13 protein-coding genes and 1 tRNA gene are annotated in these 13871 nt (G+C 44.1%); 3 read left to right on the top strand and 11 right to left on the bottom strand.

What is annotated here, in order from left to right:
• Window positions 1-38 precede the first annotated feature (38 nt).
• The 7 genes from folC to leuC form a co-directional block, all read right to left on the bottom strand.
• Entirely contained in the window at window positions 39-1310 is a 1272-nt protein-coding gene (folC, locus tag ADH67_RS04975; RefSeq protein ID WP_066591884.1) for a bifunctional tetrahydrofolate synthase/dihydrofolate synthase, read from the bottom strand.
• A gap of 32 nt (window positions 1311-1342) precedes the next feature.
• Window positions 1343-2218 carry an acetyl-CoA carboxylase, carboxyltransferase subunit beta gene (accD, locus tag ADH67_RS04970; protein ID WP_066591883.1) on the bottom strand — a complete coding sequence of 292 codons (876 nt, stop codon included), beginning with the start codon at window positions 2216-2218 and terminating at the stop codon, window positions 1343-1345.
• A 79-nt stretch (window positions 2219-2297) separates the two neighbouring features.
• On the bottom strand, window positions 2298-3071 hold the full coding sequence (truA, locus tag ADH67_RS04965) for a tRNA pseudouridine(38-40) synthase TruA (protein ID WP_066591882.1): 774 nt from the start codon (window positions 3069-3071) through the stop codon (window positions 2298-2300).
• Between the two features lie 2 nt (window positions 3072-3073).
• On the bottom strand, window positions 3074-4204 hold the full coding sequence (gene asd, locus ADH67_RS04960) for an aspartate-semialdehyde dehydrogenase (protein WP_066595666.1): 1131 nt from the start codon (window positions 4202-4204) through the stop codon (window positions 3074-3076).
• Window positions 4205-4245: 41 nt separating this feature from the next.
• Window positions 4246-5322: a 3-isopropylmalate dehydrogenase gene (gene leuB / locus ADH67_RS04955; RefSeq protein WP_066591880.1), complete on the bottom strand. Its 1077-nt coding sequence runs from the start codon at window positions 5320-5322 to the stop codon at window positions 4246-4248.
• A 12-nt stretch (window positions 5323-5334) separates the two neighbouring features.
• Window positions 5335-5982, bottom strand: a complete 648-nt coding sequence (leuD, locus tag ADH67_RS04950) for a 3-isopropylmalate dehydratase small subunit (RefSeq protein ID WP_066591871.1) — start codon at window positions 5980-5982, stop codon at window positions 5335-5337.
• Window positions 5983-5991: 9 nt separating this feature from the next.
• Window positions 5992-7428 (bottom strand): 3-isopropylmalate dehydratase large subunit, encoded by a 1437-nt coding sequence (gene leuC / locus ADH67_RS04945; protein WP_066591869.1) that lies wholly within the window; start codon window positions 7426-7428, stop codon window positions 5992-5994.
• A gap of 365 nt (window positions 7429-7793) precedes the next feature.
• Between leuC and ADH67_RS04940 the strand changes: the two genes are divergently transcribed.
• Both ADH67_RS04940 and ADH67_RS04935 read left to right on the top strand, forming a co-directional pair.
• On the top strand, window positions 7794-8222 hold the full coding sequence (locus ADH67_RS04940; protein ID WP_084081445.1) for a hypothetical protein: 429 nt from the start codon (window positions 7794-7796) through the stop codon (window positions 8220-8222).
• A gap of 155 nt (window positions 8223-8377) precedes the next feature.
• Window positions 8378-9652, top strand: a complete 1275-nt coding sequence (locus ADH67_RS04935) for an IS256 family transposase (protein WP_066591855.1) — start codon at window positions 8378-8380, stop codon at window positions 9650-9652.
• Window positions 9653-9961: 309 nt separating this feature from the next.
• Here ADH67_RS04935 and ADH67_RS04925 read toward each other — a convergent pair whose 3' ends face one another.
• Entirely contained in the window at window positions 9962-10381 is a 420-nt protein-coding gene (locus tag ADH67_RS04925; protein WP_066591850.1) for a YolD-like family protein, read from the bottom strand.
• Window positions 10378-11889, bottom strand: a complete 1512-nt coding sequence (locus tag ADH67_RS04920) for a Y-family DNA polymerase (RefSeq protein ID WP_066591845.1) — start codon at window positions 11887-11889, stop codon at window positions 10378-10380. The genes ADH67_RS04925 and ADH67_RS04920 overlap by 4 nt, the downstream gene beginning before the upstream one ends.
• Before the next feature lie 403 nt (window positions 11890-12292).
• On the opposite strand from ADH67_RS04920, the gene ansB reads away from it, so the two are divergent.
• The gene (ansB, locus tag ADH67_RS04915) at window positions 12293-13336 is read left to right on the top strand and encodes an L-asparaginase 2 (protein ID WP_066591843.1); all 1044 of its coding nucleotides are present in this window, start codon (window positions 12293-12295) and stop codon (window positions 13334-13336) included.
• 101 nt (window positions 13337-13437) lie between these two features.
• Here ansB and ADH67_RS04910 read toward each other — a convergent pair whose 3' ends face one another.
• Both ADH67_RS04910 and ADH67_RS04905 read right to left on the bottom strand, forming a co-directional pair.
• Window positions 13438-13668 (bottom strand): hypothetical protein, encoded by a 231-nt coding sequence (locus tag ADH67_RS04910; protein ID WP_066591838.1) that lies wholly within the window; start codon window positions 13666-13668, stop codon window positions 13438-13440.
• 88 nt (window positions 13669-13756) lie between these two features.
• Window positions 13757-13848: transfer RNA gene (locus ADH67_RS04905), tRNA-Ser, on the bottom strand.
• Window positions 13849-13871: the final 23 nt, after the last annotated feature.

Genomic DNA, 13871 nt, shown 5'->3' with positions numbered 1-13871 from the left:
AGAAAACAGACCCATTTAACTTCTTTCCATTGACCTTCTTACAACACAGGAACTTTTAAGATGGTAAGCGCTGCACTTACCGTCACAAAAGAACCAAACACGAGTATTCTATCAGTGCTCCGGGCAGTCTTTAGCGCATTTTGGAGACCATATTCAACATTTGCAAAAATTTTTATTTGATCATCCGCAACTCCTTCTTTTATCAAACATTTTTGCAAATCTTCCGCTTTTCCTCCCCGCTCTCCGGGCAAATCGCAGACCATCCAACAGTCTGCACAAGATCCCATAATGGAGCAAACCTTTTCTCTGTCTTTGTCAGAAAGCATTCCAAAGACTGCATAGGTTTTCCCTCCAATCGGATTGGCTTTTAAGGTCTCGGCAAGCTGAACCGCAGCGTGCGGGTTATGTCCTACATCAACAATAATTTCCGGTTTGCTCTGAATTTTCTGGAATCGACCGGACAAAAGGGCTGTTTTCAAGCCGGTTTCGATACTACTTCTATCAACTTCAATTTGATCTTCAACGGCTTCAAGTGCCGCCAAAGCAGCTGAAGCGTTATTAATTTGATATACACCTTTCATAGAAGGAAGCGGCAAATCATTGAGCTTCCATTTGGGACCGGCATAGTTCCAAGAATTATCACCCGTCTTGATACCTTCAAAATCTTTACCGTTAATTTCCAGCAATGCGCCTATTTCTTTTGCATAAGAAATCAAAGTCTCCGGAGGATTTTTGTCTCCGCAAATTGCAGGCTTGTTATGACGATAGATATGAGCTTTGTCCCAAGCTATTTCTTCACGCGTATTTCCTAGATATGCCGTGTGATCTATGCCTATGCTGGCAATAATCGAAACAGTCGGATCAACAGTATTAACAGCGTCCAACCGGCCGCCTAAGCCAATCTCCAAAATTACCGCATCGAGATGTTTTTCTTGAAAAAGCTTCAGAATGGCCAACAAGGTGTATTCGAAGTAAGAAAGCGTCAATTCGCCCCGAGCTTTCTCAACTTCTTCAAAATATTTGCAGAATTCTTCATCTGCGACGTATTGACCGTTGACTTTAGCTCTTTCATTAAAACGAATTAAATGAGGCGAAGTGTGAACACCAACCTTGTAACCCTGGGCTTGAAGGATGTGTTCAAGATAAGAACAGATCGACCCCTTGCCGTTGGTACCTCCGACCGTAAAAACCGGAACATCAAACTTGATGTCCATTTTCTTAATCATCTTATTCATTCGTTCCAATCCCATATCTATGGTCTTGGAATGAAGATGCTCAATGAACGAGAGCCATTGTTCTAATGTTTGCATAAATAAAAAACCGCCTACACGGCGGCATAAAATTATTCCAATACGTCTATAGACTCTTTTTGCAAAAGAGCGATAAGCTTAGAAATTTCTTCTTTTAAATCTTTACGGTGAACAATCATATCGATTGCACCTTTTTCTTGTAAGAATTCGGAACGCTGGAAGCCTTCCGGAAGTTTTTCTCTGACAGTCTGTTCAATAACACGCGGCCCTGCAAAACCAATCAAAGCCTTCGGTTCGGCCATGACAATATCACCCATGAAAGCAAAACTTGCTGATACGCCGCCCATGGTTGGGTCGGTTAAAACTGAAATAAAAGGCAGTTTTTCATTGGACAAACGGGCAATCATGTCAGTTGTCTTAACCATCTGCATCAGAGAGAACAAACCTTCCTGCATACGGGCACCCCCGGTTGCAGTAAAGCAGACGAAAGCACACTTACGGCGAATGGCTTCCTGTACGCCTCGCACAAATCTTTCTCCGACAACGGAACCCATAGATCCTGCCATGAAATCAAATTCAAAAACTGCAGCAACAACAGGAATGTTGTTCATGTAACCGCTCATGACAACCAAAGCATCCGTCTCATTGCTCTTAGCTTTAGCTTGTTTTACTCGATCGGTATATTTCTTGCTGTCATTGAAGCGGAGCGGATCTAAAGGCTGGACTTCCGCGCCAATCTCGGTTCTTCCCTCTTTATCCAACAGGAAATCCAAGCGCTCTCTGGCGTTAATGCGCATGTGATGATTGCACTTCGGGCAAACGTTGAGATTTTCTTTTAATTCTTGAGCGTACAAAGTGGCTCCGCAGTCCGAACACTTAATCCAGACGCCGGTAGGCATGTCTTTCTTGCCGGTTTCTCCGTCGGTACGCTTAATCTTTGGAGGAAGAAATTTATCAATCCAACTCATGTTCAATTCCAAAACAATTTCCCGAATTTTATCGCAAGCAGGCAAGCTGTGCTTTGCGTTTTTTGCTTACTTTCTTAACTTAGAATGGCGAGGCTCCGTACTGAGGGAGCTTAAACTCTTCGGGATATCCGACTCCGGTCAGATATAAACCGGAAGGGAAAAATGTAGGCGCGGCTTTTTCTCTTTTTTTGGCGGCAAGCACTTCTGCCATCCATTCAGGATTTCTGGCGCCAGATCCAATGTATACCAAACAACCCACAATGTTTCTAACCATATGGTAGAGGAAGGCATTGGCTTGGAGTTCAACTTTAATAAACCGTCCTCTCCTTTCTACTTCTATAAAGTTGACGGTTTTGATTGGCGTCTTAGATTGGCATCCGGCAGCTCTGAAACTGGAAAAATCATGTTCGCCCAGAAGGTAATCGGCCCCTTCCTGCATTTTTTTTTCATCAAGCGGACGAAAAACCCATCCCGTTCTTCCCGCCAATAAAGGAGAACGGACAGGCTCATTAGAAATCCAATATTGATAGGTGCGGGAGACGGCAGAAAATCTCGCATGAAAACTTTCCGGCACATATTGCGCCCAACGCACCGCTACGGTGGGTTCTAAATAAGAATTAAGACCCCGAACCCAAGAGAAATCATTTCTCTCGCATTCGGTGTCTATATGAACAACCTGTCCGGAAGCATGTACTTTCGCATCAGTTCTTCCGGCACAGACGGCATTTACTTTTTCACCGGTAAATTTAAAAATGGCTTCCTGGAGATGGTCTTGGACCGTTCTTCCTGAAGGTTGGGTTTGCCAACCTTCGAAGAACCTCCCGTCATACTCCAGCCCCAGAGCAACTCTCATGTCTAGGCTTTCTTGAAATCAACAAGAATTCTCAGCATGCGGCGCAGCGGTTCGGCAGCTCCCCACAAGAGCTGGTCGCCGACAGTAAAGGCGGTAACATACTCAGGTCCGATGTTGAGCTTATGGATACGGCCGATTGGAACGGAAAGCGTTCCGGAAACTTTAGCCGGCGTAAGTTCTTGAATAGTTTCTTCCTTATGATTAGGAATAACTTTAACCCACTGATTGGCACCAGCCAGAATCTTTTCAATTTCTTCGCAGGAGATGTCTTTCTTCAACTTAATTGTTAAAGCCTGAGAGTGGCAGCGCATGGAACCAACACGGACGCAAAGACCGTCGATTGGCAAGCAGCCTTTTTCGCCGATACCCGGAAGACCTAAAATCTTGTTTGCTTCAGCTCCGCCCTTCCATTCTTCACGGCTTTGACCATGTTCTACTTCTCTGTCAATCCATGGGATCAAGCTTCCGGCAAGAGGAACTCCGAAGGCCTTAACCGGAAATTCCGGGCTTCTCATTTCTTCAGTGACTTTTCTGTCGATAGCCAAAATGGCAGAACGCGGATCCTGCAAATCATCGGCTACGACCCCGTACAAATCGCCCATCTGTTTGAGAAGTTCACGCATGTTCGGAGCGCCTGCACCGCTGGCTGCCTGATAAGTCATGGAAGTAATCCATTCAATCAAATCAGCCTGAATAAGACCATCCAAAGCCATCAAAAGCAAGCTAACTGTGCAATTGCCGCCGACATAATTTTTAACACCGGACTCCAAGCCTTTTTGGATAACGTCCATATTGACAGGATCAAGAACAATGATCGCATCTTTTTCCATACGCAGTGTGCTTGCGGCATCAATCCAGTAGCCATTCCAGCCCTTTTCTCTCAGCTCGCCGAAGTGCTCTTTCGTCCAATCACCGCCTTGGCAAGTAATAACTACATCACATGCTGCCAAAGCGTCTAAATCCCCGGCGTCTTTCAACACAGGATCGGCATTGGGCACGTCCGGAGCTTTGCCCCCTGCATTACTTGTTGAGAAGAATGTTGTGCTGACAAAGTCAAAGTCTTTTTCAGCCATCATTCTGTCCATGAGGACGGAACCAACCATTCCTCGCCAACCAACCATCCCTAATTTCAACATCGATAACCTCCGCGAGATTTACTAATTTGAGTTTTTAATTACTGTAAAGCAGCTACTACTGCATCACCCATTTCGGAACAGGTAACTTTCTTGCAACCTTCGCTCCAAATATCGCCTGTTCGATAGCCTTCGGCCAAAACCCTCTTAACGGCCTTTTCAATCTTGTCGGCAGCTTCAGGCATATCCAAAGAATAGCGGAGCATCATGGCCGCTGACAAAATTTGAGCTAGAGGATTTGCAATATTCTGGCCTGCAATATCCGGTGCCGAACCATGGGAAGGCTCAAACAATCCCTGTTTCTTTTCATTTAAAGCTGCAGAAGCAAGCATGCCGATAGAACCAGTAAGCATGGCAGCCTCATCGGACAGAATGTCGCCGAACAAGTTGCCTGTCACCAATACATCGAGTTTCTTAGGAGCTCGAACCAACTGCATTGCGGCATTGTCTACATACATATGCTCCAGAGTGACGTCCGGATATTCTTTAGCAACACGGTTCATCGTGTCGCGCCAAAGTTGGCTGGTTTCCAATACGTTGGCTTTATCAACACTGGTTAAGTGCTTGCCGCGGCCTTGAGCAGCCTTGAAGGCAACATGAGCGATTCTTTCGACTTCAGGCTTGGAGTAGCGCATTGTGTCGAAGCCCTCTTCGCTTCCAGCGAATAATCCGTCCGGGCTTATTCTTCTGCCTCTTGGCTGACCGAAGTAAACGTCGCCGGTCAGTTCTCTGACGATCAAGAGATCAAGGCCCGAAACTAGTTCAGGTTTCAAACTGGAAGCGTAGGTCAATTCTTTATAGCAAACGGCAGGACGCAGATTGACGAAAAGTCCGAGAGCTTTTCTTAAACCAAGAATGGCTTGCTCCGGTCTTAAATGACGTTCTAGGTTATCGTATTTAAAATCTCCAACAGCGCCGAACAATACTGCATCACTTTCCTTGGCAAGTTTCAATGTCGATTCCGGGAGCGGATGACCGTACGCTGCATAAGCTACACCGCCTACCAAGGCCTCCTCATATACCAAATCCAAATCAAGTGCTTTCAGCACTTTTAAGGCCTGCGCCATGATTTCACTGCCGATACCGTCACCGGCTAAAACAGCAACTTTTTTTGTCATTTGAATCCCTTATTAATAAATAGACTTTACTAACCAAGGCTTATCAGTAAGCCTTCTGTTTTCAAAAGCTTCAATCTCATCTTTATGCTGCAGAGTGATCCCGATGTCATCGAGACCGTTCAGCAAGCAGAATTTTCTGAATTCAGGAACTTCAAAATCATGAACCGTACCATTCGGTTCAATGACTTTCTGTTCTGCTAGGTTGATCGTCAGCTCATAACCGTTATTGGCATTGACTTCGTGAAAAAGAGCGTCAACGGTAAATTCAGGAAGAATGACCGGAAGCAAACCGTTCTTGAAGCTGTTGTTGTAGAAAATATCAGCAAAGCTCGGAGCAATAATGGCTCTGAAACCATATTGTGATAACGCCCAGGCTGCGTGTTCTCTGGAAGAACCGCATCCGAAGTTCTTGCGGGCTAAAAGAATATTCGCACCCTCATATCGAGGTTGGTTTAAAACGAAATCAGGGTTAAGTGTTCTTTCACCAATTGGTTTTCCAGGTTCTCCTTTATCCAAATATCTCCATTCGTCAAAAAGGTTCGGACCGTAACCTGTGCGATAAATAGATTTCAAGAACTGCTTAGGGATGATTGCATCTGTATCAACATTGGAGCGATCTAAAGGAGCAACAATGCCTTTTAAAACTGTGAATTTTTCCATAATTACTCCTTAAAAGATCTTGCGCACGTCTACGAAGTGACCTTCAATAGCGGCAGCTGCTGCCATTGCAGGAGAGCACAAGTGGGTACGGCTCTTATTGCCTTGTCTTCCTTCAAAGTTGCGGTTACTTGTGGAAGCGCAGCGATCTCCTTCGGAGAGCTTGTCCGCATTCATAGCCAAACACATGGAGCATCCCGGACGTCTCCACTCGAAACCGGCTTGAATGAAAATCTGATCAAGCCCTTCCTTCTCAGCAATTTCTCTAACCAAGCCGGATCCTGGAACAACCAGAGCTAATTTGATATTCGGAGCCACTTTCTTGCCTAACTTCTTAACGACATAAGCAGCTGCCCTAAGGTCTTCAATTCGTCCATTGGTACAGGAACCAATAAAAATTGAGTTCGGATAGATTTCAGTCATTTGAGTTCCCGGTTCCAGCCCCATATATTTATAGGCGCGTTTCCATCCTTCTCGCTTAACCGGATCCGGTTGATTTTCAGGAAACGGAGTTGAGCCAGTAATCGGAACGACCATTTCCGGAGAAGTACCCCAAGTAACCATTGGAACTATTTCGGAAGCATTGATTTCAATAACGGTATCGAAATTAGCTCCTTCATCTGAATGAAGAGTCTTCCAATATTCAACTGCATGCTCCCATTGCTTACCTTCCGGAGCAAGGGGCCTGCCCTTCATATACTCGATTGTCTTCTCGTCGACAGCGACAATACCGCATCGTGCTCCGGCTTCAATTGCCATGTTGCACAGGGTCATTCTTCCTTCCATCGATAGTTCGCGGATTGCACTTCCTGCAAATTCAATAGCGTAGCCTGTTCCACCGGCGGTACCGATTTTTCCAATGACTGCCAAAGCTAAATCTTTACCAAAGACACCAGTCTTTAATTTTCCGTCAACCTTGACCAACATATTTTTCATTTTCTTGGTCAGAAGCGTCTGGGTAGCCATCACGTGCTCTACTTCGCTGGTACCGATACCGAAAGCAATAGCAGCGCAAGCCCCGTGAGTACTTGTATGAGAGTCCCCGCAAACAACAGTCATTCCGGGGAGAATAGCACCCTCTTCCGGCCCCATGACGTGGATCACGCCTTGTCCTCTGCTAAGGAATGGGAAGTATGCGGCACAGCCGTTTTCCGCCAAATTCTTATCTAACGTGATGACCTGAAGATGAGCAATTGGATCGGTAATACCGTCCATGCCCTTTTCCCAACCGGTTGTCGGAGTGTTATGGTCGGCAGTAGCAACGATGGAGGTGTTGCGCCAAAGTTTTCTTCCGGCCAAACGCAATCCTTCAAAGGCTTGAGCACTTGTCACCTCATGGACTAGATGGCGATCAATATAAAGAGTTGATGTCCCGTCTTTCTCGGTTCTGACGACATGCTCATCGAAGATTTTGTCGTATAGGGTTTTTGGATTGGTAGTCTCTTGCATTCTTTTTCAAAAAATTACATTCAGCTAATTTTTTGAGTATGCCATTAATTGTTGAAAGAATTCTTAGATTGAGCATAAAAATCTATTCCATGGTCCTACAGGCAAAAAGAAGACATCAAAATGATAGTTTTACATTTTGAAATTGTCTGTAAGAAAGCGACATCAGTTTTGGATTAACAACTAGAGATACCTGAAAATCCTTCAGGTACTTTTCAATGTTCGGTAATGCATTAACTATTTAATTGTTTTTCCTTTGATATCTTTTGGATAAGACGTTAATTATTAAAAAAAATTACTGTCGGCCTTAAATATAGATGGAGACAAAAAGAATCATTACACTTTGAAGAAAAATGAGGTCCCAAGATATGAAGAAAATTTTATTGACAGCATGCCTTTTTTCCTTTTTCATCGCCGTTCCATTTGCTCAAGCCATGGATCACGACCGAAGCGATGGTAGAGGCGGATACTACACCAACGATGAAAAAAACATCCGCAGCGATGGCAGAGGTGGATACTATCATCCGGATGGTAGCCATACCCGCAGTGACGGCCGGGGCGGTTACTATGATCAGCGCGGCAACCATACCAGAAGCGATGGCAGAGGTGGATACTATCATCCGGATGGTAGCCATACCCGCAGTGACGGCCGGGGCGGTTACTATGATCAGCGCGGCAACCATACCAGAAGCGACGGCAGAGGCGGCTATTACGATCAGCATGGCAACCATGTGAGAAGTGACGGCAGAGGCGGACATTACGTACCTAATCACTTCGGTCAGAAGCAAACAAACTAATTATTGGGAAATAATGGGTAAGAAAAAGTGAACGATTTTTATCTCGGTGCATATTTTCTAGAGTATGTAAGCAATTTTGTGTCTTGTCCGATTTAACAATTTTCCTTTGTTTGGAGAGTAGTTAAACTTCTAAGCAAGGGATTGGAGAATCAAAGATGGCAAGAAGAGTAAAGCAACCTCTCAGTGAGGCCGACGCTTTTTTAACGAAGTACATTGATCAAACCTTAGCTAACACTGGCAAAATCGGCTGGAGCTCAGAAGAAGTAACCGGCATGGTTCAAGAGGTAATGAAACGGTTTCTTGAAAGATGCCTGGAAAGCGAAATGGATTTTCATCTCAAAAACGGAGAAATTGTTCCTGTCTCAAAAGAAGCAAAGGATGAACCTGAGCCGGTCAATAAGAGAAATGGGACAAGCAGTAAGACGGTCATCACCGACAATGCCCAAGTTCGTATAGAAGTTCCTCGAGACAGACTAAGCAGTTTTGAACCGATCTCCGTTCCCAAATACGAAAGACACTTAAAAGGGTTGGATGACAAAATCATCAGCATGTACGCAAGGGGTATGAGCAATCGTGAGATCTCTGCCCATATGAAGGAAATTTACGGAGTTGGAGTAAGTGCAGAATTCATAAGCAGAGTGACCGACGAGGTGTTAGAGGACGTGCGTGCATGGAGGAGTCGGCCTCTGCAAGACTTTTATCCGGTGGTCTTTTTTGATGCTCTGAGAGTAAAAGTAAAAAACGGCAATACCATTACGCCCAAAGCCCTGTATCTTGCCTTGGCCGTTAGAGCCGACGGCTCCCGTGAAGTTCTCGGGATGTGGCTGTCAGACAATGAAGGGGCCGCATACTGGACAAGCGTATTCAATGAAATCAAAGCTCGCGGCTGCAATGACATTTTGATAGCAGTAACAGATGGTCTTAAAGGAATGACAAAGGCCATAGAAACCGTATACCCAAAGACGATACATCAGACTTGTATTGTGCATTTGCTGAGAAATTCAACGGCTTTTGTCTCCTATAAGGACTTGAAAGGAGTGATGACTCAACTCAAGGGAATATATGGGGCAGCTGATGCGGAGGAGGCAAGAAACAGACTTGAAGATTTTGCCGAATCTACGCTTGGTAAACGCTACAGTGTCATCAAGGGGATGTGGCTGAATCAATGGGAACAAGTTATTCCCTTGTTTAACTTTCCTCCGGAAATTAGAAAGCTGATCTATACAACCAACAGTATTGAAGCGTTGAATCGTTCGATTAGGAAGGTAATCAAAACCAGAACAATGTTCCCGACGGATGATTCAGTTTACAAACTGGTATTTTTAGCAATAAAGAATGCCACCAAAGACTGGAACAAATCAGTATTTAGATGGCGTCAGGCAATGCTCCAGTTCGTTGTGATGTTTGGAGATCGCTTCAAACAAGGATAAAATGGATGGGATGGGCGAAGCCCTCGGGAAGGCAGTTCGCTTGTTCCACTACGTTCCACAAGCGAACTGCCTTCCCGGGAAAACAAACTACATTATGAAATTGGGACAGACACAAAATTTCGGACACTCCCATTTTCTATTTTCTCAACCTGTCTTCCTAATAAACTTTTATTGGCCTCTCATTCCCAACTGAATTCGAATTAGATAAAGAAACCGACAATCTCTTTTCTGAGAGTGCCGGTTTCTTTATAGAAATTTATCCTTACTCAACGTTATGAGCTTCTAAGAAAGAAGTGATTAATGCCGTGATTACCATGGCACCTGGTCGAGAGAAGAGTCCTCAGTTTTGATACCAATAATGTTCTCTAAAATGATCTGTCTGCCGTTCTCAAGCACCAGTTTCCGTTCAGTCTCATCTATTTTTTTGATGCGTGACGTTACTCTGCTGACTCTTCCTCCAGATTTGTGTAAGTCCGGTTCAAAAATTATCAGATCCACAGCATCATCAAATTCAATAGCGTCCCTCAAGATCTGATTTATTCTCTCTACTTCATGATCGTCTAGAAGAGGTTTTTCTGCGACAAAGCGTGAGGCTTCTTTAACAGCATCTTCATAACCCGTCAAAGCAGCAAACGGTGCAAATTGCGCCGCCCTTGCCTGCCGAGACATTTTCGGAAAACGTGAAACCGGACGCTCAAGGTCAATAATGTCACTATAGTCTTTGATCATGCTTTGTGTCCGCCGATTTGGTTGTTGCGTAAAATGCCAGTGGCCCCCTCTTCTAAATTCATACCTTTAACGACGGCATTTTTTCCGAATTTGTTCCGCAAAGCTAATATTGCCTCGTTAACCTTTCTCTCTTTTTCCCCCTTCCTGTCGCTTTGATGGTCGAAGAGTTCGGCCATTTCCATGCTGTCGAACAAATCTAACTGGGCAGTATCCGCCGACTCCTCACAAATCGATTTCTTCGGACATACCGCCGCGGACATCGTTATTCTGCGAATCAAAAGACTAGGATTCACAATTTGTTTGAAAAGCTTCTCCATTTCTTTTCTGATTTCCGAAGAAGATGAGGTTGCTCTGGAAAGAGATACTGTTCCATGGGCCGGCTTGGGCACTTTCCGGCCGTAAGAATCTACTTTAATTGGACCTTGATATCCGTTGCCTTTTTCGGCCTCATTCAAATTCTCTACATCATAACCGATCGTCAAAACTATTTTTGTAGCTACATAATCTTTGGAAAAAAGATCTAAACCTAAAGCATCTGCCATTTCTTTGGTTACTAACAAGGCCTTTTCAAAAGAATATGGCTCCTGAAGAACCTGACCTGAACCAATACTTTTTCCATCGGGTTCAAATGACTTAATGTCCTTCATTGTGCAAGACTCTAGTCCCCATGCGTGGTCAATTAGAAGTTCTGCATTCACTCCGAACAATTCAAACAGATGTTTCTCGTTCCTAATAGAATACCGAGCAACATCTCCCATTGTCCTTAAACCAATTTTCTCAAGAGAATCCGCATAACCTTTTCCGACTCTCCAAAAATCCATGATTGGCTCATGGCTCCAAAGATTACTTCTGTAGGTTGCAGCATCTAGTTCCGCTATCCGAACACCGTCCTTATCCGGTTCGCACTGTTTTGCCTCGATATCCATGGCTACTTTGGCCAAATATAAATTCGGGCCGATACCTGCGGTTGCTGTAATGCCTGTCTTTTTCAGGACTCTTCTGATTAATTCACGAACCAAATTATGTGCAGTTGTTTTATAGGTTTCCAGATAAGGCGTGATGTCGATAAAAACTTCATCAATTGAATAAACGTGAATATCTTCGGGTGCAATAAGTTCCAGGTAGGTTTCGTAGATCTTCACGCTGGTGGCCATGTAATGAGACATCTGCGGAGGAGCGATTACAAAATCTAATTTACTCTTCTCATTTGCTCCATACTCTTTTTTATCAAAAGCAGTGCTTTCAAATTCGGAAAAGCCGGCTTTGATTTTTCGTGCCTTGTTGATTTCTTCGACCTTTTTCTTAACTTCGAATAAACGCGGTCTACCGGAAATTCCAAAAGCTTTCAAGGCTGGAGAAACAGCTAAGCAGATTGTTTTTGAAGTTCTGGAAGGATCTGCTACAACCAAAAAACTTGTCAATGGATCTAAATTTCTTTCATAGCACTCGACCGATGCATAAAAAGACTTGAGGTCTATGGCGACATAAGTTCTCTGGCTTTCTTTCATTTCTCAGGCTCTCTTAACTTGTCCGAAAAGAATAAGACCTAAATCTTAGTTGTAACTACAAAGTGCTGGAAGGATAAAGCAGTCATCCGCTACATTTCTGATCTTTGGAAGGAAATTCTTTCATCTTTGCGGCAAAGCAACAAAGTAAAAAGAAGCTTTGGCCTCAAGAGGAACCTCGAAACTAACAATATATAGACCTTGAGTGGCAAGCCTTTGAAAGAACAGAACTTCTAAGGAAATATCCAACAATTGTCCTTTTTATTTATTCATATATACCATGTTTAGGTGATTTTATTTAAGATTTGTACGTAATAAACTCTAAAAAAATATACAAATATTCACGTTTCGCATTCGTGACCACTTAGACGAATGAGAAATTATTTCCACATAGAGGAGGACTACGATGTTCACAAAGGCACTTATTGCCGCTTCTTTATCTCTTGTTTTCGGTGCAGCTTATGCTGCTCAACCTAATGTTGCTGTTTATGCAACAGGCGGTACTATTGCCGGTCAATCTAAAGCTGCAGATCAGACAAACTATTCCGCTGCTAAGGTAGGCGTCAATGCTTTAGTTCAGGCTGTTCCTGAATTAGCTAACATCGCCAACGTTTCCAGCGAACAAGTTGCTCAAATCGGCTCTCAAGACATGAGCGATGAAGTTTGGCTGACATTGGCCAAGAAAATTAATGCAGAATGCGGCAAGAAAGACGGTTTCGTTATCACCCATGGAACTGACACCATGGAAGAAACTGCCTACTTCCTTCAGCTGACAGCTAAATGCGATAAGCCTATCGTTCTGGTCGGCGCAATGCGTCCGTCAAACGCTCTCTCTGCTGACGGTCCTGCCAACTTGTACAACGCTGTGGCAGTTGCAGGAGATCCAACCGCACGCGGCAAAGGCGTTATGGTTGTAATGAATGACCGCGTTCTCGGTGCCCGTGATGTGACTAAGACCAATACAACCGGCGTTGAAACTTTCCAGAGCCCGAATGCCGGCCAACTCGCCACCATTCATAACGGAAAAGTCCTTTGGGATGCTGCTCCGGTCAAAGCCCACACAACAGCCACTCCGTTCAATGTAGATAAATTGGAAAAACTGCCTAAGGTCGGTATTATTTATCAGCACGCAGGAGTCGAAGGCATCCAGGCCCAAGCTTTGGTTGATGCTAAGTATGACGGTATCGTCACTGCCGGTGTCGGTAACGGCAACCTCCATAAGTCTACTTTCCCAATCATCGAAAAAGCAGCTAAAGACGGCATCGCTGTAGTCCGTTCTTCTCGTGTTCCTACCGGTTCAACAACTAAGGACGCAGAAGTAGATGACGCCAAGTACGGCTTTGTTTCTTCCGGTTCTTTAAATCCGCAGAAAGCACGTGTTCTTTTGATGCTCTCCCTGACACAAACAAAAGATCCTAAAGAAATTCAAAAGAATTTTGACCAATACTAATATTATCTAATTTCTAACAAAAGCAGAAAAAGGTGGTTCACAAGACCGCCTTTTTTTTCATTCTCATCGAGTATCGAATAGTTTCTTCGGTTTCTTCTTAATTAGCAAGCCGGACGTCCCACCTGTTTTATTAGCTGTTCTCGAAGACTTCTTTTGTTGGAAGTTATACCTTCATCAAAAAGAAGTTGGTTTTTAACTTCTGTGACAGTAGATCCTTCGATAACTGTGGAATGGGTGATGATTGAATACAAATTAAATTTTGAGTAATCCAATTGCTGCGGGATTCCCAGCTGACAGTATTCTGAGAGGGTTTCCAAAAGCGCTTTTTTCATGAACTTTAATCTTCAGGCTTCCTTTCAACCAAAAATAAGCAAAAAAAAGCGGGATATAAGAGAGAGAGAAAAGAAAACAGAAGGATTCTGGCGGAGAAAGAGAGATTTGAACTCTCGATACGGGGAGACCCGTATACCGGATTTCGAGTCCGGCGCATTCGACCACTCTGCCATTTCTCCGCACAAGGTCGTTATCTTATCAG

Source organism: Turicimonas muris (assembly GCF_002221595.1).
GTDB classification, from domain to species: Bacteria; Pseudomonadota; Gammaproteobacteria; order Burkholderiales; family Burkholderiaceae_F; genus Turicimonas; species Turicimonas muris.
The sequence above is the reverse complement of the archived record's forward strand: the minus strand, read 5'-3'. Positions and strand labels throughout refer to the sequence as shown.